At 68.4% G+C, this 24,030-nt stretch carries 20 protein-coding genes; 14 read left to right on the top strand and 6 right to left on the bottom strand.

Annotation, left to right across the window (positions count from 1 at the left end; all coding sequences use genetic code 11):
- Positions 1–197: 197 nt before the first annotated feature.
- The gene (locus ACAM49_RS07940) at positions 198–788 is read left to right on the top strand and encodes a hypothetical protein (protein ID WP_369634789.1); all 591 of its coding nucleotides are present in this window, start codon (positions 198–200) and stop codon (positions 786–788) included.
- Between the two features lie 4 nt (positions 789–792).
- On the opposite strand, the gene ACAM49_RS07945 is transcribed toward ACAM49_RS07940, so the two are convergent.
- Positions 793–1,188, bottom strand: coding sequence for a VOC family protein (locus tag ACAM49_RS07945; protein ID WP_369634790.1), 396 nt, complete (start codon positions 1,186–1,188; stop codon positions 793–795).
- A gap of 64 nt (positions 1,189–1,252) precedes the next feature.
- Positions 1,253–1,711 carry a MarR family winged helix-turn-helix transcriptional regulator gene (locus ACAM49_RS07950; protein WP_369634791.1) on the bottom strand — a complete coding sequence of 153 codons (459 nt, stop codon included), beginning with the start codon at positions 1,709–1,711 and terminating at the stop codon, positions 1,253–1,255.
- A gap of 139 nt (positions 1,712–1,850) precedes the next feature.
- Here ACAM49_RS07950 and ACAM49_RS07955 point away from each other — a divergent pair, with 139 nt between their 5' ends.
- Positions 1,851–3,044, top strand: a complete 1,194-nt coding sequence (locus ACAM49_RS07955; protein ID WP_369634792.1) for an MFS transporter — start codon at positions 1,851–1,853, stop codon at positions 3,042–3,044.
- A 204-nt stretch (positions 3,045–3,248) separates the two neighbouring features.
- Positions 3,249–6,614, top strand: coding sequence for an FAD/NAD(P)-binding protein (locus tag ACAM49_RS07960; RefSeq protein WP_369634793.1), 3,366 nt, complete (start codon positions 3,249–3,251; stop codon positions 6,612–6,614).
- 1 nt (position 6,615) lies between these two features.
- Here the strand turns inward: ACAM49_RS07960 and ACAM49_RS07965 are convergent, their stop codons facing one another.
- Positions 6,616–7,041, bottom strand: coding sequence for a DUF5997 family protein (locus ACAM49_RS07965; RefSeq protein ID WP_369634794.1), 426 nt, complete (start codon positions 7,039–7,041; stop codon positions 6,616–6,618).
- A gap of 60 nt (positions 7,042–7,101) precedes the next feature.
- Between ACAM49_RS07965 and ACAM49_RS07970 the strand changes: the two genes are divergently transcribed.
- From ACAM49_RS07970 to ACAM49_RS07980, 3 genes are all read left to right on the top strand, one after another.
- Positions 7,102–8,025, top strand: coding sequence for a LysR family transcriptional regulator (locus ACAM49_RS07970; protein ID WP_369634795.1), 924 nt, complete (start codon positions 7,102–7,104; stop codon positions 8,023–8,025).
- A gap of 197 nt (positions 8,026–8,222) precedes the next feature.
- Positions 8,223–8,747, top strand: a complete 525-nt coding sequence (locus ACAM49_RS07975) for an EXLDI protein (protein ID WP_369634796.1) — start codon at positions 8,223–8,225, stop codon at positions 8,745–8,747.
- Positions 8,748–8,791: 44 nt separating this feature from the next.
- Positions 8,792–10,960: an MMPL family transporter gene (locus tag ACAM49_RS07980; protein WP_369634797.1), complete on the top strand. Its 2,169-nt coding sequence runs from the start codon at positions 8,792–8,794 to the stop codon at positions 10,958–10,960.
- A 152-nt stretch (positions 10,961–11,112) separates the two neighbouring features.
- On the opposite strand, the gene ACAM49_RS07985 is transcribed toward ACAM49_RS07980, so the two are convergent.
- Complete coding sequence (locus ACAM49_RS07985; protein ID WP_369634798.1) at positions 11,113–11,895, bottom strand: lysostaphin resistance A-like protein; 783 nt, start codon at positions 11,893–11,895, stop codon at positions 11,113–11,115.
- Between the two features lie 79 nt (positions 11,896–11,974).
- Complete coding sequence (locus ACAM49_RS07990; protein WP_369634799.1) at positions 11,975–12,910, bottom strand: RluA family pseudouridine synthase; 936 nt, start codon at positions 12,908–12,910, stop codon at positions 11,975–11,977.
- A gap of 94 nt (positions 12,911–13,004) precedes the next feature.
- Here ACAM49_RS07990 and ACAM49_RS07995 point away from each other — a divergent pair, with 94 nt between their 5' ends.
- The 3 genes from ACAM49_RS07995 to ACAM49_RS08005 all read left to right on the top strand — a co-directional run bounded on the left by ACAM49_RS07995 (position 13,005) and on the right by ACAM49_RS08005 (position 17,516).
- Complete coding sequence (locus ACAM49_RS07995; protein WP_369634800.1) at positions 13,005–13,814, top strand: DUF4190 domain-containing protein; 810 nt, start codon at positions 13,005–13,007, stop codon at positions 13,812–13,814.
- Positions 13,815–13,911: 97 nt separating this feature from the next.
- Positions 13,912–15,783, top strand: coding sequence for an ABC transporter ATP-binding protein (locus tag ACAM49_RS08000; RefSeq protein ID WP_369634801.1), 1,872 nt, complete (start codon positions 13,912–13,914; stop codon positions 15,781–15,783).
- Positions 15,780–17,516 carry an ABC transporter ATP-binding protein gene (locus ACAM49_RS08005; RefSeq protein WP_369634802.1) on the top strand — a complete coding sequence of 579 codons (1,737 nt, stop codon included), beginning with the start codon at positions 15,780–15,782 and terminating at the stop codon, positions 17,514–17,516. The genes ACAM49_RS08000 and ACAM49_RS08005 overlap by 4 nt, the downstream gene beginning before the upstream one ends.
- A 73-nt stretch (positions 17,517–17,589) precedes the next feature.
- Here ACAM49_RS08005 and ACAM49_RS08010 read toward each other — a convergent pair whose 3' ends face one another.
- On the bottom strand, positions 17,590–18,057 hold the full coding sequence (locus ACAM49_RS08010; RefSeq protein WP_369634803.1) for a hypothetical protein: 468 nt from the start codon (positions 18,055–18,057) through the stop codon (positions 17,590–17,592).
- A 226-nt stretch (positions 18,058–18,283) separates the two neighbouring features.
- Here ACAM49_RS08010 and ACAM49_RS08015 point away from each other — a divergent pair, with 226 nt between their 5' ends.
- The 5 genes from ACAM49_RS08015 to ACAM49_RS08035 form a co-directional block, all read left to right on the top strand.
- Positions 18,284–19,573, top strand: a complete 1,290-nt coding sequence (locus ACAM49_RS08015; protein ID WP_369634804.1) for a SidA/IucD/PvdA family monooxygenase — start codon at positions 18,284–18,286, stop codon at positions 19,571–19,573.
- 42 nt (positions 19,574–19,615) lie between these two features.
- Positions 19,616–20,557: a methionyl-tRNA formyltransferase gene (locus ACAM49_RS08020; protein ID WP_369634805.1), complete on the top strand. Its 942-nt coding sequence runs from the start codon at positions 19,616–19,618 to the stop codon at positions 20,555–20,557.
- An 11-nt stretch (positions 20,558–20,568) separates the two neighbouring features.
- Positions 20,569–21,324, top strand: a complete 756-nt coding sequence (locus ACAM49_RS08025) for a thioesterase II family protein (protein WP_369634806.1) — start codon at positions 20,569–20,571, stop codon at positions 21,322–21,324.
- Between the two features lie 5 nt (positions 21,325–21,329).
- Positions 21,330–22,640 (top strand): polyketide synthase, encoded by a 1,311-nt coding sequence (locus ACAM49_RS08030; protein ID WP_369634807.1) that lies wholly within the window; start codon positions 21,330–21,332, stop codon positions 22,638–22,640.
- Positions 22,633–24,030, top strand: a 1,398-nt coding sequence (locus tag ACAM49_RS08035) for an acyltransferase domain-containing protein (protein ID WP_369634808.1), incomplete at its 3' end; no start/stop codon positions are given. The genes ACAM49_RS08030 and ACAM49_RS08035, both read left to right, overlap by 8 nt.

Below are 24,030 nucleotides of genomic sequence, written 5' to 3' on the forward strand. Positions count from 1 at the left end.
CCTGCTCCTCGACTGAAACGGTCGTAAGCGAAAGGCCCGCTTCCCAATTGGGAAGCGGGCCTTTCCTATTTCTGGTTGTTTTTCTGCGAGTCGGTAGTTGCCATGCGAGCCCCTACCCGAGTGTGACCAAACCGAAACACTGTATATCCAAAGGGAATTGGCGTGTCGCCCCGTTCAGGCGCTAACTTGGTTGGGCTATGAGGGATGCTGCAACGACTTCTGGTGCCTGGCGTACGAATTCCGACGAGACGGTGACCTTCCGCGACGCATCCGTCGCGTGGGCACTGGCCGCACATGAGGTGCTGGCCGAAACTGCTTCCGGCTACGGCCATTTCGTGACCGTGAACGAACTTGCCGAGCAGATTCAGGAGATGTCCGGCATCCGGACCAACGCTCCCACGCGCACCTGGATGGACGCCATCCTGCGCAAGGTGGCGCGCCGCTGCCACAATGCCGGTGAACCGCCGCTGACCGCCCTGTGTGTCAAGCAGAACCACAAGGTCAGCGAAAGCTACAAGTACGTACTGGAATTGGCGCACCTGCCGATTCCGGCCGACCTCGAGGTGCACGCCGCCTACGCCCGCTGGCAGTGCTATGCGGCCTACGGCGCCGAGATCCCGACCGACGGCGGCATCCCGCCCCTGGTCCCGCGCAACGGCGGCGCTCCCCGCCGGGTGACCGCGGCCGGTCCGGTCTCCACCCCGAAGCCGGAACCCGAGCCCCGCAAGGCCGTCTGCGCCTCCTGCTTCACCGAGCTTCCCGCGAACGGCGTCTGCTACTACTGCTGACCCGTCACGCGTCCTTGTGGCACACGGCTTCGAGCATGATCCCGTCGAAGCCGTTCCAGAACGTCGCGTAGTACGGCGGCGGATACTGCGGGAATTCCCGTGGCGCGTGCAGGATCTCGTCCCCGCGCCCCGCCGCCCACTTGTGCACCCGTTCCACCGCCGCCCGCGTCGGCACCATGAACGCCAGATGCTGCAATCCCGGCAACGCCCGTGAATACCCCGGTGTCTCCGCCGGATAGAAGAACACGTAAGTCCCCGGCTTCCGCCCCGCGGGCCAGTACGCGAACTGCGTGTCATCCGCCAGCAGCGGCTCGTAATCCAGCAGCGGCATCAATTCGTCGTAGTACTTCCGCGCGCCCGCCAGATCGCTGACGTTGATCCCGAGATGTCCCAGTGGCATGTCTGCGAACCTACTGCCGGAATGTGTTGCGGGAGTCCCGAATCGGTCGCGTGGGCGGGTTCGGTCAGACGGTTGCGTTGAGGCCTTCGACCGTCCGGACCAGGGGAGCGAGTTCGGGATTGCGGGCGGCGGCGTCGAGGGCCTCGCGCAGGGCGGCGTCATTGGTGGGGCGCGCCTGTTCCAGTAGAGCGCGGCCGGCGTCGGTCACCTGGGTGTAGATGCCCCGGCGGTCGTGCGGGCAGAGGTAGCGCTCGAGCAGACCGCGATCCTCGAGACGGGTCACCAGGCGGGTGGTGGCGGACTGGGACAGCACGACGGCGTCGGCCACCTGCTTCATCTGGAGCATGCCGCCGTCGCCGGTGTGCTGGCGAGAGAGGACGTCGAGCAGGGAGTACTCGCGGACGCTGAGGTCGTGGGCCGACTGCAGGGCGCGCTCGATGTGGGCCTCGATCTTGCCGTGCAGCAGGGACAGGGCGCACCAGCCCTGGGACAGGGCGGTCAGTGCGGGGTCGGTGGCGGTCATCGCGATTCCTCTGGTCGGAGGGGGTTCATACCAGGATAGACCAACTTCGAGATAGCCCGCGCTTGCAATTAGTACGCGTCTGCAATTATTGTGAACGCACGTAAGGCGCTCCTGCAACTCTTGCTCGGAAGGTGTATCCATGCCACTCGCGCTGCTCGCCCTCGCTATCGGGGCCTTCGGGATCGGCACCACGGAATTCGTGATCATGGGCCTGTTGCCCGAGGTCGCGGGGGATTACGGGGTCTCCATACCCACCGCCGGATGGCTGGTCACCGGCTATGCCCTGGGCGTCATGCTCGGCGCGCCGGTGATGACCGCACTCGGCACCCGTGTCTCGCGCAAGGGCATGCTCATGTTGCTGATGGGCCTGTTCATCGCCGGGAACCTGCTGTCCGCCCTCGCCCCGGTGTTCGGAATCATGCTCGTGGGCCGCGTGGTCGCCTCGCTGACGCACGGCGCGTTCTTCGGCATCGGGTCGGTGGTGGCGGCCGATCTGGTCGCACCCGAGAAGAAGGCGGGGGCCATCGCCATGATGTTCACCGGCCTCACCCTGGCCAATGTGATCGGCGTGCCGCTGGGGACGTTCATCGGTCAGAGTTCCAGCTGGCGAATCACTTTCGCGCTGGTGGCCGCGCTCGGGGTGGCCGGGCTGCTCGGCGTCGCCAAGCTGGTGCCGGATCTGCCGAAGCCCGAGGGCGTGCACCTGCGGCACGAACTGGCCGCGTTCAAGAACATCCAGGTACTGCTGGCCCTGGCGATGACGGTGCTGGGCTTCGGCGGCGTATTCGCGGCGATCACCTACATCGCGCCGATGATGACCGAGGCCGCCGGCTTCTCCGACGGGGCGGTCACCTGGCTGCTGGTGGTGTTCGGCGCGGGCATGTTCGTCGGAAACCTGGTGGGCGGCAAGTTCGCCGACCGTGCGCCGCTGCTCATGCTGGTGCTGCCGCTGACCGGGCTGGCGATCGCGCTGGGCCTGTTCACGGTGACCGCGCACGACAAGGTGGCGGCCGCGGTGACGCTCTTCGCGATCGGCGTGCTCGGCTTCGCGACCGTGCCGTCGCTGCAGAAGCGGGTGCTGGACCAGGCCCATGCCGCCCCGACGCTGGCCTCGGCCATGAATATCGGCGCGTTCAATCTCGGCAATGCGATCGCGGCGTGGCTGGGCGGACTGGTGATCGCCGCCGGGTTCGACTACACGGCATCGAACTGGGTCGGTGTGGGACTGGCGGTTTCGGCGCTGGCGCTGGCCTTCCTGGCCGAGGCGCTGGAGCGGCGGGGTGCTCCCACGGCGGCGGCACCCGATCGGCAACTGGCGGTCGCGACCCACTGAGAAATGCGAAACCAACGGGCCCGCAAGCTGTTCGGCTTGCGGGCCGGTTTGCTGTGTATGCCGCTCCAGCAAACTATTTTTCGACAATTGCGGCGAACAAGGCGTACCGTACCGTTCATTCTTGAGCGCCTGTGCGCCCCGCGCTAATGTCGGCCGAGTGCCCGGATTCGGGCGCGGTTAATCGAGCGCGATCGGTGAGTTTGCATGCTCGACAATGTTTTACGGATCGCCATAGTCGGAGTCGGTCCGAGAGGTCTGAATGTTTTCGAGCGGATTTGCGCCAATGCCCGGCAGCTAGGCTTCTCCGCCGGTGTCGATGTGGTGCTCATCGACTCGACCGAGGTGGGGACCGGTGCGGTGTGGCGGACCGACCAGTCGTCGCACCTGCTCATGAACACGGTCGCGGAGCAGGTCACCATATTCACCGATGACACGGTGGAGATGGCCGGGCCGGTGGAACGCGGACCCAGCCTCTACGAATGGTCCAACTTCCTGGCCAAAATAGGCAATTTCGCGGGTCTGCCCGCCGGTGCATTCCGGGAGGCGCTGCGCACCGCCCCGGAAACGTATCCGCCGCGCGCCTACTACGGCCATTATCTGCGCTGGGCCTTCGAACGCACGCGCGACCGATACGCCGAATGGGTGCGGGTGCGCGAAATCGTGGCAACCGCACTGGATATCCACGATGGACCCGGCGGATTCCAGGAATTGGAGCTCAGCACCGGCGAACGCCTGCGCGGATTGCACGCGGTGGTGCTCACCCAGGGCCACCTGGGTGAGGCCCCGTCGGCGGGCACCGGATCCCTGGTGACGGCCGCGGATCACCTTGGCCTGACCTACATTCCGCCCGGCAATGCCGCCGACGCCGACCTGGATCGCATCCGGGAGCACGAGCCCGTCATCATTCGCGGGCTGGGCCTGACCTTCTTCGACTACCTGGCCCTGCTGACCGCGGGCCGCGGCGGCCGCTTCAAGGAATCCGACAGCGGCCTGGAGTACATCCCCTCCGGGCGGGAGCCGCTCATCGTCACCGGCTGCCGCCGCGGGGTGCCGCATCACGCGCGCGGCGAGAATCAGAAGGGCGTCGACGGCCGCTACGAGCCGCTGCTGCTGAACGCCGACCGCATCGCCCGATTGCGCCTGCGCGCCAAGAAGTTCGGCGATGTCTCCTTCCGCCGCGACGTCTGGCCGCACATCGCCCGCGAGGTGGAGTCGGTCTACTACACCCGCCTGATCGCCGACCGCGTCAGCCCGCACCGGCTGCTCTCCTTCCGCGACCGCTACCTGATCGCCCCGACCCCCGAGGACGCCGAAGAACTGTTGAACCGCTTCGGCATTCCGCAGTCGGACCGCTGGGACTGGAACGCCCTGACCGACCCCACCGGCGGCCGCAGCTTCACCGACCCCGCGGACTTCCACGCCTGGCTGCTGGCCTACCTCGACGCCGATGTGCACCAGGCGCGCCTGGGCAATGTGCACGGCCCGGTGAAGGCGGCCCTGGATGTGCTGCGCGACCTGCGCAACGAGGTCCGGCTGGTGGTCGACCACGGCGGCATCGCGGGCTCCTCCTACCGCGACGACCTGGATCGCTGGTACACGCCGATGAACGCCTTTCTGTCCATCGGCCCACCGGCGCACCGGATTTCGGAACTGGCGGCCCTCATCCGCGCGGGTGTGGTGCGGGTCGCCGGTCCCGGCATGCGGGTCCGGGCGGACACCAGGCGCGAGTGCTTCGTGGTCGATTCACCCCTGGTGGGTGATTCGGCGACAACGGCACATTCCCTCATCGATGCCTGGATGCCCGCCCCGGACCTGCATCGCACCGCGGATCCCCTGCTGCGCAACCTGTTGCGCCGCGAGGAGGTGCGCGGCTACGTGATCGCCTCGCCGGACGGCAGCCGCTACCGGACCGGCGGTCTGGCCATCGCGCCCGGCTCGCATCATCCGGTGGACACCCTCGGCCGAATCCATCAGCGCCGCTACGCGTTCGGGGTCCCGACCGAGGCGGTGCGCTGGGTGACGGCGGCGGGCCCGCGCCCCGGCGTCAATTCGGTGACGCTGGCCGACGGCGACGCCATCGCCCGCGAGATCCTCACCGCCCACCGGTACGAGGGTCCCGCGCCGAATCTGCCCGGGGTGCAACGGCATTCCGAGCTCGCGGACGATTGTGAAAGGCACGATATGACGCTGGAGTGCGGCCTGCTGGCCCCGGTCGGGGTGGGCACGCCGGTGGAGTCCCTGCTGGGCGACGACGCCTGGATCGAGGCCATGCTGGAGGTGGAGCTGGCGCTGGCCCGCGCCGAGGGCCGGCTGGGCATCGTGCCCGAGACCGTCGCCGGGCATCTCGCGACGGCGGTGCGCGAGCACGAGTTCGACACCCGCGAGATCGCCCAGGCCTCGCGCGGGGCGGCGAACCCGGTGGTCACGGTGGTGGAGCGGCTGCACGACGCGGTCGCGGACGTGGATCCGGTGAGCGCCAACTACGTTCACTACGGTTCCACCAGCCAGGACATCCTCGATACCGCGACCATGGTGATCGCGTCCCGGGTGCTGGCGGTGATCATCGCCGACCTGGACACCATCGTCGCCGCGCTCGCCGAGCTGGCCCGCCGCCACCGCACGACCCCGATCGCCGGGCGCACCCTCGCCATGCACGCCGTCCCGACGACCTTCGGCGCGAAGGTCGCGATCTGGATGCAGGGGCTGCTGGACGCCCGCGAACGCCTGACCCGCGTCCGCGACGGCCTGCCGGTCCAATTGGGCGGTGCCGCAGGCACTCTGGCCTCTTACATCGAATGCGCCCGCTGCGCCGACTCGGAGATGTCGAAGGCCCCGGCGGGCGAGATCATGGAACGCCTCAGCCACGAATTCGCCGATGAACTCTCCCTCACGGTGAGCGCCACCCCCTGGCACACCGTCCGCACCCCGATCGCCGACCTGGCCGCCGCGCTGGCCCTGACCTCCGGCACCCTCGGCAAACTGGCCGTCGACGTGATCTCCCAGTCCCGCAACGAAACCGCCGAACTCCTCGAACCCGCGGCGCTCGGCCGCGGCGAGTCCAGCGCCATGCCGCAGAAGCGAAACCCGGTCCTGAGCACCATGATTCGCGCCGCCGCCCTCCAGGTCCCGGCCCTGGCCTCGACCCTGTTCGGCGCCCTGCTCGCCGAGGACGAACGCCCGGCCGGCGCCTGGCACGCCGAATGGCAGCCCCTGCGCGAATGCCTGATGCTGGTCGGCGGCGCCGCCCACACCGCGGTAGAACTGGCCACCGGCCTGATGGCCGACGCCGACCGCATGACCGAAAACCTCTCCCTCACCGAAGGCCAGATAGTCTCCGAACGCCTCTCCATCCGCCTGGCCCCCCTCCTGGGCAAACCGATCGCCAAGAAGACCCTCCAGGCAGCCTCCTTCGAGGCCCAGAACACCACCCGCCCCCTGGTCGAGGTGCTGGCCGAATCCCCGGACATCGCCCTGCACCTGTCCAAACCCGAACTGGCCGAACTGCTCCGCCCCGAGAACTATCTCGGCGCGGCCCCCGACCTGGTAGATCGGGTGCTGCGCCGACTGTGAACTACTTGCCCTCGCCGAAGCGGTTCTTGGGCGGGCGGTTGGAGGAGGCGCGGCGGGTGGCCTCCTTCTCCTTGACGCGCTCGGCTTCCTTGCGCACCTCGACGAGGTTCTCGCGCTCGCGGACCAGCCATGTCGGCGGGTCGGCGAGCAGGGCGTCGATCTCGGCGGTGGTGAGCGCGTCGGAGATGCCGTTGCGGGCCAGGCCGGAGTTCGAGATCCCGAGCTTGCGGGCCACCACGTCCCGCGGGAAGGGGCCGGTCTTGCGCAGTTCGGTCAGCCATTCCGGCGGATTCGTGCGCAGCTCCTCGAGCTGGGCGCGGGTGACGGGTGAGTTCCGGAATTCCTCGGGGGTTGCCGGGAGGTAGATGCCGAGTTTGTCGGCCGCGGTCAGCGGCTTCATGGTCTGGGGGTTCTTGTCCGGGCTCACCGATCAAGGGTATCGGGCGCATCGGACGAACCTGCTGGCCGGTGCAATAACCTTGGTCCAATGAGCCGCTTGGAGTCCATCGACACGACGCGCCTGCGCTGGTTCGTCGCGGTTGCCGAGGAATTGCATTTCGCGAGGGCGGCACGCAGCCTCGGTATTTCGCGGCAGCGGTTGAGCGGAACGGTCATCGAGCTGGAGGAAGAGCTCGATACCAAACTGTTCGTGCCGGGCGCGCAGCCGACGCAGTTGACCGAGGACGGGCAGGCCCTGCTGGACGAGGCCAGGGAAATCCTGGCGGCGGCCGAGGCGACCCAGCCCACGCCGGAGACGGACGGCCTGGAGCGGCTGCGCGTCGGCTTCGTCCCCGGTGTGACAGTCACCAAGTGGGAGCGCATCTGGGCCGACCGGTTCCCCGGCACCGCCCTCGAGCTGCGGCCGATCCCCATGAAGGACCAGGAGTCGGCGCTGCGCGACGGCGCGGTCGACATGTGCTTCGTGCGCCTGCCCATCGACCGCGAGGGCATGAGCGCCATCCCGCTCTACCGCGAGCTGCCCGTGGTCGTGGTCCCCAAGGATCATCCGATCGCCCTGTTCGAGCAGGTCGCCACGAAGGACCTGACCGAGGAGCGCATGCAGGACGCCTCCGACCTCGACGATGCCGCCATGACAATGGAATTGGTGGCCGCGGTCAGCGGCGCGGCCATCGTCCCGCATTCCATCGCGCGCCTGCACCACCGCAAGGATCTGGTCTATCGCACGGTCACCGACGTGCCGGAGACCGAGATCGCCCTGGCCTGGCCCGCCGACCGGACCACCGAATTGGTGGAGGAGTTCGTCGGTGTGGTGCGCGGCCGCTCCGAACGCAGCTCGCGCTCTCCTTCGGTCAAGAAGCCGGAGAAGAAGAAACCGGTCCCGGCCAAGAAGCCGGCGGCCAAGTCTCGTCAGGGCGGCGCCAAGAAGCCGGGTAAGCGGCGCGGCCGCTAGATCTCAGGGACCATCCCGGAAAAGTTCAGGGTCGACTCAGGGTTGCGCTATACGTATACGTCTACTTATAGTGGCTGAAGTCGGACGATAACGTCCGCGCACCCTGAGAGCCGGTGCGGCGCAGCGGAAATGGACCCGCACCGCCGTATCGAATACGCATGCCCATATGCGCATCCGCTGATGATTTGGAGCACCCCATGGACTTCGAGAAGGACACCAACGAAACCGCCGCCACCACCGAGCTGGTGATCGATTCCTTGCCCGAGGGCATGCAGGAGATCACCCTGCGCGTCGGCCCCGGCGGCGGCCGCACCCAGCGCTTCGTCGGCAAGCTGCTCTCGCAGGCGCACCGCGTCACCAAGGAGGGCTCGGAGACGGTCCGGGTCTACCAGAGCCGCAAGGGCAAGCTGGTGCTGCACAGTCACATCATCGACTGGAACGACTTCGCCACCGCCACCAAGCACGCGGCTCAGGAACGCCGCGAGGAGTTCATCACCGCCAAGAACAACTCCGATTCCTCGGACTACACGCCGATCATGAACTGGGCCAAGGGATTTAAGAACTGGCGCGAGATGCTCGGTCTGGATGAGGATGGCTATGGCGACTTCACCCTCGAGATCGTGGATTCGCTCGAGGAGTTGCGCGACCGGATTCCGGCGAAGGTCTACCGAATCGTCGCCGATGTCGTGGAGAACCCGTCCTCGCAGGTCCTCGATATCTAGTCGAACTGAATAGCGCGGCCGAACCCTGAAAGGACTTCTCCCGCATGTTCTCCCGTTTGGGGCGCTTCGTCGTCCGATTCCCGTGGCTGGTGATCGCCGCGTGGGCGATCGCCATCGTCGCGGTCTTCGTGTCCGCGCCGAAACTCACCGCCACTACCGACCAATCCGACTTCCTGCCTTCGCATTACGAGTCCGTGCAGGCGATCCAGCTGCAGCAGAAGGCATTCCCCAACAGCAATACCCCGGCCGCGCTCATCGTCTTCGAACGGTCTGACGGCGCACCCATGACCGATGCCGACACCGCCTCGGTGCAGGCCGCGGCCACCGCGCTCGGGCAGCGAAACATCAAGGACGTCACCGGAGTACAGGCGGTGCCCCCGGCGCAGAACCGGGCCATCGAGGTGGTCGCGGTGCAGATGACCAAGGTCACCAGCGGCAATGACACCCATCAGGCCGATGCGGTGAAGGACATCCGGGACGCGCTGAAGGATCAGGTCAAGGACACGGGCCTGAAGGCCGGCGTCACCGGTACGGCCGCGCAGACCCTGGACCAGCAGGATTCCAGCAAGAAGGGCCTGGCCATCATCGGCGTCGTGACGGTGGTGCTGATCCTGGGCCTGCTGTTGATCATCTTCCGCAGTCCGATCATCGCGCTGCTGCCCATCCTGACCATTCTGGTGGCGGTGTCCCCGCTGGCCAGCGGTCTGATCGCGATCGCCAGCGACACCTTCGATCTCAAGATCGACAACTCGGTGCAGTCGCTGCTGATCGTGGTGCTCTTCGGTGTCGGCACCGACTACATCCTGTTCCTGATGTTCCGGTTCCGGGAACGCCTGCGGGCCGGTGACGATGCCAAGACGGCCGTGGTCAACGCGGTCACCCGGGTCGGTGAGGCGATCACCTCGGCGGCCGCGGCGGTGATCATCGCCTTCGGCGCGCTGACGCTGTCCACCCTGGGCATGTTCCGTTCCATGGGCATCGCCCTGGCCATCGCGGTGGCGGTGGCGCTGCTGGCCGGGCTCACGCTGATTCCGGCGATCGTCTCGCTGTTGGGCACCAAGGTGTTCTGGCCCTCCAAGGCCTGGCAGCGCGAGCCCAAGGGCGCGCGCTTCGCGGCGGTCGGCAATTCGCTGGGCAAGCGGCCCGCGCTGTTCGCCGCGGCCTCGGGCGCGGTGCTGATCGTGCTGGGCGTCTTCGCCTTCGGCTTCAACCCGACCTTCGATCTGGGTTCGGGTTCGACCTCCGACACCTCCGAATCCGTGGTCTACGGCAAGGAATTGCTCAAGAGCATGCCCGCGGGCAGCACCCAGCCCTCGCAGGTGTACCTGCAGAGCCAGCACGGTGCGCTGACCGCGGATGAGCTGAACGCCTTCGGCGCCGCGCTGCGCGGGGTCAAGGGCGTGGGCGAGGTCGGGCCGGCGCCGGCCATCTCGGCCGACAAGACGGTGGCCGAATACCAAGTGACACTTGCCGACAAGCCGGAATCCGATGCGGCCCTGGCGACCGTGAAGGGTCCGCTGCGCGACACCGCGCACTCCGCGGCCCCGGTCGGCACCACGGCCGTGGTGGGCGGGCTGACCTCGGTGTTCGTCGACTTCCAGCACGCCATGAACCGTGACTACACGGTGGTGTTCCCGGTCGCCGCGATCCTCATCATGATCGTGCTGGCCCTGCTGCTGCGCAGCGTGGTGGCGCCCTGGTACCTGATGGCCTCGGTGTTCCTCGGCTTCGCGGCGACGCTCGGCGCGGCGGTGCTGGTTTTCCAGCACCTGCAAGGGGATTCGGGTCTGATCTTCACGCTCCCGCTGATCATGTACCTGTTCGTGGTCGCGCTCGGCACCGACTACAACATCCTGATGGTCGCCCGGTTGCGGGAGGAGGCCCGCGAGGGTCACGATCCGCATCGCGCCGCGGCCCTGGCCGTGCGCCACACGGGTCCGACGGTGGCGGCGGCCGGTGTCATCCTGGCGGGCACCTTCGCCTCGATGATGTTGGCGGGCAATACCGTGCTGACCTCGATGGGCTTCGCCATCTCGGTCGGCATCGCCATCGCGGCCTTCGTCATGGCGCTGTTCTTCACCCCCGCGGTGACCGCCCTGATCGGCCGCCGCGCTTGGTGGCCGGGCCACGGCGGCGACGCCCAGGGCACGCCGATGAACTGGGATACGGAATGGACGCCCGAGGATGTGGTGAGCGACTCCTCGCGTCGATAGTCCGCGGCGGTTGTCCAGTGTCTGAACGAAACGTGTTTCAGTTTTTTCCCGAAACCGCCACGCACTGAACTGGACAACCGATACAGTTCGCCAGGGCCGACTGACCATAATCCTCTGTTCCCAGGTCAGTCGGCCCCCTCGGCGTGTCAGCGCTAATGCACGGTGACGTGCCAGACCACCGCCGCGGTCAGCGCGCCCGCACCGTTCAGCGCCCAGTGCAGGGCGATGGGTGCGAGCAGGCTGCCGCTGCGGCGGCGCAGCCAGGTGAAGACCATGCCCGCGCCGGCGGTGGCCAGTACGGCCAGCGCGATGCCGAGGAGCTGTCCGGCCGGGCCGCTCCCGAGGAATCCGGTGAGACCCTTGTTGCCGCTGGTCAGGCCGAGCGACGAGGCGATGTGCCAGAGCCCGAAAAGCATTGACCCGGCGGCGAATACGCCCCGCGCCCCGGCCACCCGGTCCAGGGTGCCGTGCAGCACGCCGCGGAAGGCGAGCTCCTCCGGGATCGCGGTCTGCAGCGGAATCACCACCATGGACGCGATGAGCGCGCCGGAGATCGCGGCATAGCGGTCGTTGAGGAAGAACGGGCGGGTGATGGGCAGCGCCGCGCCGATGACCACGGCCGCCAGCACCACGCCCACCGCGGCCAGCGCCCACAGTGAACCGCGCCGCCACTGCCGCGGCGAGAGCCCGAGCTCGGCCCAGCCGAGGCCGCGGCGGCGGACCAGGGCCACCAGCAGCACCGCGGCTATCGGCACGGAGAGGATGCTGGCCCACTTGTTGGTGAAGTGGGCGATGAGGTTGGTGCCGGTGAGAACGACGATGACGACCGCGACATCCACGTAGGCGTGCAGCTTGTGACCGGGGGGAGCGGGCGGGGCATCCGGCGGCTGGGCCGCATCGAGTACCGCGACGGCGTCGTTATCGTTTCGAGACATCCGGGCCAGTCTACGAGCGAATTCTTGGAAAGCGCTTCGAATGTGGTTAATCCCGCTGGGCCGTACGGGTCGTCGCCGGTCAGCGGCCGGTCGCCCAGCCCTCGGGATCGTCCCAGGCCTGCAGCGTGCGGGCGGTGTCGAAGCGGCGCGGTTCCCGTGTGATCGGGTCGATGAATTCCAGTGTCGAGGCCAGTAGCTGCAGCGGCCGCGTGTAGTCGTCGACCGGCTTGTCGGTGAGCTCGGGATAGAAGTCGTCGCCGAGGATCGGAATCCCGAGGCTGTTCATGTGCAGTCGCAGCTGATGCGTGCGCCCGGTCCTCGGCTTCAGCCGGTAGCGGCCCAATCCGTCGCGCTGCTCGATCAATTCGACGACGGTCTCGGCATTGGGTTCGCCCTCGGTCTCATAGGCCTTGAGCACCTGCCGTTCCTTGATGATCCGGCTGATGACGGTGCGCGGCAGCTCCAGTTCCGGATCGAAGCGCGCGATGGCCTCGTACTCCTTGTGCACCAACCGCTTGTGGAACATGGTCTGATACGCCCCGCGCCGAGCGGGATTCACGATGAACAGCACCAGTCCGGCGGTGACGCGGTCGAGCCGGTGCGCCGGAACCAGATCCGGCAGATCCAGTTCGCCGCGCAGTTTCACCAGGGCGGTCTGCAGGATGTGCTGTCCGCGCGGGATGGTCGACAGGAAGTGCGGTTTGTCCGCGACCAGGATGTCGTCGTCGCGGTAGACGATGCCGATCGGGAAGGGCACCTCGGTCTCGTCGGGCAGATCCCGGTGGAACCACACCGCGCCGCCGGGGACATAAGGAGTGTCGAGCGCGATCGGTCCCTCGAGATCGACGATCCCGCCCTCGCTCAACAGCTCGTCGATGCGTTCGGGGCGAACCCGCGGCAACCGTTCCACGAGGTGGTCGCGGATGGTGGCCCAGTCGCCCTCCTCGGGCAGTCGCAACCGGGCCGGATCCAGTCCGTGCCGCTTGGGTAGCGGGGGTTGCTGACGGCGTCTCACTCGCCAAACCCTAGTCCCCGGGTTTGTCCGGACCAGGGGGTACGGTTGGCCCACGCCCGGATTGTCTGGGTCCGAACGACTGATCGGGGGTCTCGTGTATCCGAACGACCAACAGCCGCAAGGTCTGCCGGGCCAGCCCGGACAGCCGGACCCCAACCAGCCGATGTATCCCGGCTACGGGCAACCCGGGCAGCAGTGGGATTACGGCCAGCAGGGGCAGCCGGGGTATCCGCCCGGGTATCCGCCGCAGCCCGGCTATCCGATGGCTCCGCCGCCGCAGGGTACGAATGGTTTGGCGATCGCCTCGTTCGTCGTCAGCCTTTTCGGCTTCTGCTTCCTGGGGATCCCATTCGGCCTCATCGCGCTGAGCCAGATCAAGCAGCGCAATCAGGGCGGTCGTGGTTTCGCGATCGCGGGTCTGGTGATCTCCGGGTTGTCGATTCTGGTGGTGGCCGCGGGCGTGGCCATCGGTATCGCCACCGACTCGGACAACTCGGCGTCGCGGGACAATACGACTCGCACCGCGGCCCTGCCGAATTCGCCGACCTCGATTCCCGTCGACGATGTGAAGACCGGCGACTGCCTGCAGACGGTCGAGGAGAACAACCACATTCGCAAGGTGACCGTGCTGCCGTGCAGTTCGCCGCACGACGCCGAGGTCATCACCCAGGTGCACCTGCCCGGTTCGTGGCCGGGTTCGCTGGACTCGTCCTTCGACAAGGCCAATGACGCCTGCATGACCGAGATCGACAAGCTGCTGAGCGGCAGCTCGATGTACGACCAGCTGGAGACCTTCATCCTGTATCCGGCCAATGAGACGCAGTGGAACAAGACCAATGGCCGCGCGACCTGCATGGTCCACGACGCCAATGGCAAGAAGCTGACCGCGAAGGTGCCGCGCTGACCTACTCGGTATGGTCGCAGAGCGAAAGTTAGCCTAACCTATCTTCTCGTCGGTGCTCAGGGGAGCGCCCGGACGGACGAAGGTGGGAGGCGGACTGATGACGGTCGAGTCACCGCCCGCGGTCGAGGCACAGGCCATCGACCCGGGCCCGGCGGCAACCGATGGGGGAGGGCCGGACGCGAAGGCGGAGGTGAAGGCCCGCCGCAAGCGAGAGGCCCTGGCGCGCAAGGAGATCCTGGCACCTGTCAGCGGCCCGCTGAGCATTGCCGGGCTGGTGGTCGCGCTGGCCTCGGTGTGCTCGGTGCTGCCGTTCCTGCTCATCGTCTCGGCCTGCCGTGAGCTGCTGGCGAATTCGCCCGATACCGATCGCGTCTGGCGGCTGCTGCTGATCGCCGTGCTGGTGCTGGTGGCCCGCGCGATCCTGCAGGCCGCGGCGCTGACCTGGTCGCACGCCGTGGACGCGCGCTATCAGCTGAGCCTGCGCCGGCTGCTGGCCGACAAGCTGACCCGGGTGCCGCTGGGCTGGTTCGGGGCGCGCAGTTCGTCCGAGGTGAAGAAGTACCTGCAGGACGATGTCGAGGCGCTGCACTATCTGGTGGCGCACGCCCGCCTGGACTTCATCGGCTCGGTGACCATCCCGCTGGTGACGCTGATCTACCTGGCCACCGTCGACTGGCGCCTGACGCTGGTCCTGCTGCTGCCGCTGGTGATCTACGCGCTGTGCATGCGCGCCATGCTGGACGAGCCCGGCCGCGAACGCCTTTCGGCCTACAACGCCGCCGAGCAGCGTACCCGCGCGGCCACCGTCGAATTCGTGGACGGCATCCAGGTGGTGCGGGCCTTCGGGCGGGCGGGCAAGGCGCACACCGAGTTCCGCGAGGCCGTGGAGGCGCAGACCGAGCGGCTGCGGCAGCTGAAGATGCCGGTCATGACGGTGCAGTCGGTGTCGGACACCGTGGTCGCGCCGGTCTTCGTCATGCTGCTGATCGTGGTGGCGGGCCTGGCGGGCGTCGGCCTGCACTGGCTCGAGCCGCTGGACCTGCTGCCGTTCCTGCTGGTCGGCCTCGGGCTGGGCAGTTCGCTGCTGGGTCTGGGCTACGGCGCGCAGGCGCTGCGGACCGCCGGTGACGCCGCGCTGCGGCTGCACGAATTGCAGCAGACCCCCGAATTGGCTTCCGGCTCCGGCGAATCCGCGTCGGCCGACGCTCCCGCCGGGCTGATCCGTTTCGAGGACGTGAGTTTCGGCTACCGCGACGACCATCAGGTCCTGCGCGGCATCGAGCTGGAGCTGGCCCCCGGCACCATGACCGCGCTGGTCGGCCCCAGCGGTTCCGGCAAGTCGACGCTGGCCAAGCTGCTGCCCCGCTTCTACGACGTGAACTCGGGCCGAATCACCATCGGCGGCCGCGACATTCGCGACATTCCCAGCGAAGAGCTGTACCGCACCGTCGGATTCGTCTTCCAGGATGTCCGCCTGATCCGCGGCACCGTCGCCGACAATCTGCGCCTGGCCCGCCCCGACGCCGACGACGCGGCCCTCGAACGCGCGGCCCGCGCCGCCCGCATCCACGACCGCATCACGGCGCTGCCGCGCGGCTACGACTCCGAGATCGGTGTCGACGCCATCCTGTCCGGTGGTGAGGCGCAACGCCTTTCGATCGCCCGCACCCTGCTGGCCGACACCCCGATCCTGGTGCTGGACGAGGCCACCGCCTTCGCCGATCCGGAATCCGAGGCCGCGGTCCAGGACGCCCTGGCCGAACTGGTGGCGGGCCGCACCGTGCTGGTGATCGCCCACCGCCTGCACACCATCACCGGTGTGGACCGAATTCTGGTGCTGGAGAACGGAACCCTGGTCGAGCAGGGCGACCACGCCACCCTGCACACCGCGGGCGGGCTCTATCAGCGTCTGTGGGAGATCAACGCGGCGGCGCTGGAGACCGTTGCCGCTGAGGAGGCCACTCGATGATCCGCAAAGTTTTGAGCCTGGTCCCGGCCGAATACGCCCGCCTGACACCGCGATTGCTGCTGGCCATCGTGCTACAGGCACTCGCGCAGGCCACCGCCTACGTGCTGCTGGTGCCGGTGTTGCAGGCGTTGTTCGACAACGACCTGCGCCGCGCCTGGTGGTGGACGGTGGGGCTGGGCGTGGCGGTGCTGGCCGTCGTGGTGTTCGGCTATGTGCAGTCGCTGCTCGGTCTGCGGATCGGCGTGGGTATGCAGCACGGTCTGCAGACCCGCCTCGGCGATCAACTGAACGCCTTGCCGCTGGGCTGGTTCGACGACCGGCACGCGGGCGAGCTGTCGCGGGTGGTGGTCGAGAACGTGCGCGAGGTGCAGGGCCTGATCGCCTACCTGCTGGCGAAAATGCTGACCGGCGTGCTGGTTCCGCTGGGCGTTGCGCTCGGCATGCTTTTCGTCGACTGGCGCATCTCGCTGGCCATGCTGGTGGCCGCGCCGGTGCTGTTCGTGGTGAACCTGTGGGCCAACCGCTCCTACGTCACCGCCGACGAGCGCATGCACGAGGCCGCGACCGAGGCCAATGCGCGAGTGCTGGAATTCGCTCAGGCCCAACCGGTGCTGCGTTCCCTGGGCGCGGTCGGCGCGGGCAACCGCGGCCTGGACGCGGCGCTGGCCCGGCAGCGGAAGGCGGCCTCGGGCCTGCTCATCGCCGCCGTCCCCGGCCTGATCGTGTTCTCCCTGGTGGTGCAGGCCATCTTCCTGGTGCTGGTCTACCTGGTGGTGGGCCGGGCCACCGACGGCGCGATCTCGGCCGCCGCGGCCATCGCCCTGATCGCGGTGAGCTCCCGCTTCATCGAGCCGCTGACCCAGGCCGCGCAGCTGGGCGGCGCGTTGCGCACGGCCGCCGCGGCGGCCGACCGCGTCACCGGTTTGCTGTCGGAACCGACTCTGCCGCAGCCGGATTCAGTCGTTACTCCGGGCGAGGCGCGGGTGGAGTTCGACGGCGTCACCTTCGGCTACGGCCCCGGCAAGCCCGTACTCACCGACATCACCTTCACCGCCGAGCCCGGCACGACCACGGCCATCGTCGGCCCCAGCGGCGCGGGCAAGTCCACGCTGCTGCGCCTGGCCGCCCGTTTCCACGACGCCGATTCCGGTCGCGTCGCGGTCGGCGGCCATGACGTCCGCGATCAGCCGACCGAGACGCTGCTGAATCAGCTGGCGCTGGTCTTCCAGAACGTCTATCTCTTCGATCGTTCTGTGCTGGAGAACATTCGGGTCGGCCGTCCCGACGCCACCGATCACGAGGTGCTGCAGGCCGGAACGGTCGCGCGGGTCGACGAGATCGCCGCGCGCCTGCCCGACGGCTGGCAGACCGCGGTCGGCGAGGGCGGTTCGGCCCTGTCCGGCGGTGAGCGCCAGCGGGTTTCGATCGCCCGCGCCCTGGTCAAGGACGCTCCGATCGTGCTGCTGGACGAGGCCACCAGCGCGCTGGATCCGCACAACGAGGCGGTCGTGGTGCGCGGTGTGCACGAACTCACACGCGGCAGAACGGTTCTCGTGGTGGCGCATCGCCTGGCCACCATCGCGCACGCGGATCAGATCCTGTTCATGGACGGCGGCCGCATTGTCGAGCGCGGCACGCACGCGGAACTGCTCGCCCTGGACGGCCGCTACGCCGACTTCTGGAACGAGCGCACCCGGGCCTCGGGCTGGCGGCTGGAACGCGCCACCGTGTAGCCCGAAAACCCTTCCCGCGCATGCGAAAACCCGGGCATCCATCGGATGCCCGGGATTCGCTGCTACGCGTGTATCAGAGGCTGCAGGGCAGGTAGGCGATGCTGGCCACGGTGCACTCGGAGTCGCGGGTCAGCTTCCAGGTGCCGTCGATGTCACGCCAGGTGAGGGTCCAGTTCCACGGGTCGAAGCCGTCGATGGAGGTCTGGAAACCGGCGCTGAGCGTGTCGCCGGAGACATTCACCGGTCCCAGCACGGTGTACTTGAAGCTCGGCGGGGCGGCGGCGACGACGCCGGCGACCTGGTCGATGAGCGGCAGTCCGGCCTCGCCGGCCTCCAGCTCGTTGGCGCGCGCGGCCCGCGAGGCGCCGGTGTTCAGCAGCAGTGTGAGCTTCGACTGCAGCTCTCCCACACCGGGATTCGCGGCCTTGACCGGCGCGGCGACCGGCAGGGCGGAGGCGGGGGCGACGGTGGCGGCGGTACCGCCCAGGACGGCCGCGACGGCGACGGCCGCGACGGCGATGCGACGCATGGACTTGATCATTCGTATTCCCATCGTTTTCGGTCAGGCGTCCGATCCAAGGGCTTGCGCTCGAACCGGGTCCCGACCAATATAAGGTAAGCCTATGCAAACATAAGACCCCACGGTTTGGAAGCGCGTCATCCGATCTCCTTCCCCGATCGGCCTTTTCGACGGGCCCGCCGTGGGGGTAGCTGCGAAGTGGCTGCCATCACATCGGACGCATGCCGCCGGGAAAGCAGGAGCATCAGTGGACACACTTCTCGTGGTCGGAGCCGGTCCCAAGGCCATGGCCGTGGCGGCCAAGGCGTACGTCCTGCGGGAACTCGGCCTGCCCGCGCCGCGCGTGGTCGTCGTCGAATCCCATGCGGTGGGCGGCAACTGGCTGCCCAGCGGCGGCTGGACCGACGGCCGCCACCGCCTGGGCACCAGCCCGGAGAAGGATGTCGGCTTCCCGTACCACTCCACCTGGGCGCGCGGCCGCAATCGCGATATCGACGCGGCCATGCGGGCCTTCAGCTGGACCGCCTACCTGGTCGAGCACGGCACCTACGCCGAGTGGGTGGACCGCGGCCGGCCCAGCCCGCAGCACACCCTGTGGGCCGACTACCTGCAGTGGGTCGCCCGTCGCACCGGCGTCGAGATCGTGATGGGTTCGGTCCGAACGATTTCCGCCGCGGCCGACGGCTGGCTGGTCACCGTGGTCGACGCCGACGGCAAGTCGAGCACGCTGGACGCGGACCGGTTGATGATCACCGGCCCGGGCAACAGCCGCCGCGCCCTCGCGGACCATCCCCGGGTGCTGAGCATCTCCGAATTCTGGGATCTGGCCGCCAAGCGTCAGCTGCCGGTGTCCTCGCGGGCCGCGGTGATCGGCGGCGGCGAGACCGCGGGTTCGGCCATGGACGAGTTGGTCCGCCATGATGTGCTCACCGTCTCGGTCATCTCGCCCAAGGCCACCATCTACACCCGCGGCGAAAGCTATTTCGAGAACGCGCTGTTCAGCGATCCGGTGAAGTGGCCCGCGCTGAGTCTCGAGGAGCGCCGCGATGTCATCCGCCGCACCGATCGCGGCGTCTTCTCGGTCCGGGTGCAGGAGAACCTGCTCGCCGACAGCCGCGTGCATCACCTGCAGGGCCGCGTGGTCCGGGTGGCCGCGCGCGACGAGGCGGTGGCGCTGACCCTGCGCAACGAGACCCGCCCCGATCAGGTGCACACCTTCGATCTGGTGGTGGACGCGACCGGTGGCGAATCGCTGTGGTTCCTGGAGCTTTTCGACACCGATGCCGCGGACCTGCTGGAGCTGGCCGTGGGCGGCCCGGTGGATCAGGCGCGCCTGGAGGCCGCCATCGGCTACGACCTGGCCGTCACCGGTCTGGAGGCCAAGCTCTACCTGCCGAATATGGCGGCGCTGGCCCAGGGCCCGGGCTTCCCCAATCTGAGCTGCCTGGGCGAACTTTCGGACCGGGTGCTGGCGTGTGCGCCGGAGCTGGTGCGGAGCGCGGCCGTGGGTGCCGCGCACAACCGGCTTGGTAAATAGGTTAGGCTTAGCTTACTTCGAGCAAAGATGAGGTTCGGTTCAATGCGTATCGTCTCGTTCGGCTTCCAGACCTGGGGCCGGAAAACCCTGCAGGCCCTGATCGATTCGCGCCACGAGGTGGTGCTGGCGGTCACCCACCCGGCCGCGGAATCCACCTACAAGGCCATGTGGTCGGATTCGGTCGAGGAACTGGCCCGCGAGCACGGGATTCCGGTGCACCTCACCGAACGGGCGGACGCGGAGACCATCGATCTGGTCAAGCGGGCCGAGCCGGACGTGATCGTGGTGAACAGCTGGTACACCTGGATGCCCGAGGAGCTCTACAACCTGCCCCCGCACGGCACCCTCAACCTGCACGATTCGCTGCTGCCCAAGTTCACCGGATTCTCGCCGGTGCTGTGGGCGCTGATCAGCGGTGAGACCGAGACCGGGCTGACCGTGCACCGCATGGACGAGAACCTCGATACCGGCGACATCCTGGTGCAGAAGCGCCTGCCCATCGGGCCCGATGTCACCGGCACCGAATTGGTGCTGGCCGGAATGGAACTCATTCCGGACGCGGTGAACGAGGCGCTGGACGCCGTGGAGAACGGGACCGCCGTGTGGCGGCCGCAGAATCCGGCCGAGCGCACCTACTTCCACAAGCGCGCCGACCGCGACAGCCGCATCGACTGGTCCTGGCCCGCCGTGGATCTCGAGCGTTTCGTGCGCGCCCTGTCCGCGCCGTACCCGGCCGCCTTCACCTACTACCGCGGAGAGCGGATCGAGGTGCTGGCCGCGCGGGTCGCCGAATTCAATTGCGGCGGAACGCCGGGACGGGTCGTGGTGCTCGACGGTGGCGCGGCCGTGGTCTGCGGTCCGGAGGCGTTCCGGGGCAACAATGCCGCACTGGTCATCACTCGGGTGCGCACCGCCGACGGGCAGGAACACGCGGCGGGCGAATTCTTCGCGCGCGGCGGCTATCTCACCGATTCGGCCGAGTAGGAGTTCACGTCATGGCAGCACAGCTCGGCTGGGTCCGGCAGTTCCACAAACCCGCGGCGGAAGGGCTTCCGCCGCTGCTGATCTGCCCGCACGCGGGTGCGGGCGCGTCCAGCTACCGGGCGTTCTCGAAGGTTTTCAGCCGGTACTTCAATGTCGTGGTCTTCCAGTACCCGGGCCGTCAGGACCGGGCGCGCGAGGCGGCGGCGACCACCCTGACCGAGCTCGGCGCGGGCGCGTTCGCGGATTACATTGCCTCCGAACATGATCGCGGCCTGCCGCTGACCGTATTCGGGCACAGCATGGGCGCGATGGTGGCCTTCGAGCTGGTGCGGGCCGCCGAAGCCGCGGGCCGCGAGGTGCGGCTGCTGGCCCCGTCGGCGGCGGTGTCGCCGGGCCGGGCCGCCGAGCTGCCGCCGCATCCCACCGAGGACGAACAGATCCTCGATCACCTGGGACGACTGGAAGGCACCGGCGCGGACGTGCTGGGCAGCCGCGAGGTGATGCGCATGGCGCTGCCGGTGGTGAAGGCCGACTACCGCGCCTTCGACGCGTACACGTGCGCGCCGGATGTGCGGGTGCGGGCCAGGATTCAGGTGCTCGGCGGCGTCGAGGATCCCTTCGTGACGCCGCGCGATCTGTACGGCTGGGCCAACCACAGCACGCAGGAGATCGAGGTGACCGTCTTCGACGGCGGGCACTTCTACCTCAACGAGCACACCGAGGGCATTGCCGAACTGCTCGCCCCGTCGCTGAATACCGTCGGATGAGCGGCATGACGGACGTGGATCCCATCGTCATCGCGGGCATGGCGATCGAGGCGCCGGGCGGCGTGGAGACGCTGCCCGCCTACTGGTCGGCGCTGTCGCAGGCGCGCGAGCTCATCGGCGCGTTCCCCCGCGATCGGGAGTGGCCGCTGGATCGGCTGCTGTCGCTGCATCAGGTGGAGGGCTGGAGCTGGGTTCCCGACGCCGGCGGATTCCTGGACGGGGCAACGGAATTCGATCCGATGTTCTTCGGCATCACCCCTCGCGAGGCCGTGTCCATGGATCCGCAGCAGCGGGTCGGCATGCGGGTGGCCTGGCGCGCGCTGGAGAACGCGGGCATCAATCCCGGCTCCCTGGGCGGCGCCGAGGTCGGGTGCTTCATGGGTGCGTCCATCAACGAATACGGGCCCGCGTCGGCCGCGGTCACCGACTACAGCGGCTACCGGGTGACCGGGACCGCGCTGGGTGCGGTGGCCGGGCGCATCTCGCACGGGCTCGGGCTGATCGGGCCGTCGATGAGCGTGGATACGGCCTGCGCGTCCTCGCTGACCGCACTGCACTTGGCCGCCAATGCGATTCGCAATGACGAATGCGAGTGGGCACTGGCGGGCGGCGTTTGCGTCATGGGGTCGCCCGCCGCCTTCTACGAGTTCTCCAAGAACAACGCCTTAGCCGCCGACGGCCACTGCCGGGCCTACGCCGCCGACGCGACCGGAACCCTGTGGGGCGAGGGCGCGGGTGTCGTTGTGCTGGAGCGGGAGTCGCGGGCGCGAGTGCTCGGCCACCACGTCTATGCGCGGGTGCTGGGCACCCGGGTCAACCACAATGGCAAGGGTGCGCCGCTGGCCGTGCCGAGTTCGGTTGCGCAGCAGCGGCTCATCGAGAAGACGCTCCAAGCGGCGGGCATCGGTGCCGACGCCATCGGTCTGATCGAGGGTCACGGCACCGGCACTCCGGTCGGCGATCCGCTCGAATTGACCGCTCTCGCAAACGCTTACGGCGCGCCCGACCGCGCCTCCGGCCCGCTGCTGGGCTCGGTGAAATCCAATATCGGTCACGCCCAGGCGGCCTCGGGCATGCTCGGCCTGATCAAGGTGCTGCTGTGCGGCCAGAACGGGCAGATCGCGCCGACCCTGTTCGCCGACAACCCCACCGACAAGGTCGACTGGGACGCCACCAGCCTGCGCCTGGCCACCGAGCTCACCCCGTGGGAACCGGTCGACGGCGTCCGCTACGGCGCCGTGTCCTCGTTCGGTGTCGCGGGCACCAATGCGCATGCCGTTCTTGCCATGCCCGTTTCGGAGGATCTCCATGTCTGAATACCGGCTTCCCGACGGCACCGTTCCCGTCCTGCTGTCCTCCGAGACCCCCGACGGGCTGCGCGCCGAGGCAGCACAGCTCGCCCGCTACCTGGCGGACCGGCCGGAGGTGACGCCGGATCGAGTGGCGGACATGCTGTTCCGCACGCGCACCGCGCGCCGCCGCCGGGCGCTCGCCATGGTGTCCGGTCGCGACGAGTTGCTGACGGCCCTCGAATCCATCGCCGCCGACACCGAGCATCCCGCCGTGGTGCAGAGCCTCGGCGCGGCCACCGCCCGCCGGACCGGCTTCGTCTTCCCCGGACAGGGCAGTCAACGCCCCGGCATGGGCAAGCTGTACTACGGCCTCTCCCAGGCCTATCGGGACGAGGTGGACGCCTGCGCCGAACTGCACCGCGAGCACTACGGTCACGCCCAGCCGCTGCACTACCTGCTCGGTGAGGAGGGGCTTTTCGAGAACACGGTGTGGGAAGTCCAGCCCGCGTTGATGTTCCACATGACCGGCCTGGCCGCCATGTGGCGGGCCTTCGGCGTGCGGCCCGCCGCCGCCATCGGGCACAGCCAGGGTGAGCTGGCCGCGGGCTGGGTGGCGCGGGTGATGACCCGACGCGACGCCGTCATGGCCGTGACCGAGCGCGCGCGGCTGGTGGAACGCATTTCCCCGCGCGGCTATTCGATGGCCGTGCTCGGCATGGACCGGGAAGAGGTGGAGGCGTTGCTGGCCCGGCACTCCGGCTGGGCCGAGCTGTCGGTGGTGAATTCGCCGCACATCCTGGCGATCTCGGGCGACCGGGACACCATCGTCGACATGGTCGCCGCGGCGCAGGCGAAGGGCAAGTTCGCCAAGGAGATCCAGGTGGCCTACCCGGCGCACACCTCGATCGTGGCCGAACTGCGCACCGACTTCGAGAACTTCCTCGGCGCGGAGATGAGCGCGCCGACCTTCAGCGCCGGTGAGATCCCCTGCTACGGAGCGACTCTGGGCGCGGAGATCACCCCCGACCTGGAGCACGAACAGTACTGGTTCTGGAACCTGCGCAATCGGGTCCGCTTCGACCGCGCCATCGTGTCCGCCGCCGTGGACGGCATCGACACCTTCGTCGAGGTCGCCGAACACCCGACCCTGCAGCTCGCCGTCCAGGAGAATCTCGGCCTGGTCCCGCAGGATCCGGCCCTGCCCCCGCGCGACTTCCGCGTCCTCGGCACCTCCCTGCGCACCGCCGACAGCCTCCGCGACTTCACCCGCAACCTGGCCACCGTCGCGGTCCACGACCTCGCCTACGACTGGCAGTCCCTCCGCACCCCGGACACCTCCGGCAAGGTCACCCTCCCCCTGCGCGACTTCCCCAACACCGTCATGAACCCCCAGCGCCTGTGGGCGGCCTTCGCC

The sequence above is a fragment of the Nocardia sp. JMUB6875 genome (assembly GCF_041154655.1).
In the GTDB taxonomy this organism is placed as follows: Bacteria; Actinomycetota; Actinomycetes; order Mycobacteriales; family Mycobacteriaceae; genus Nocardia.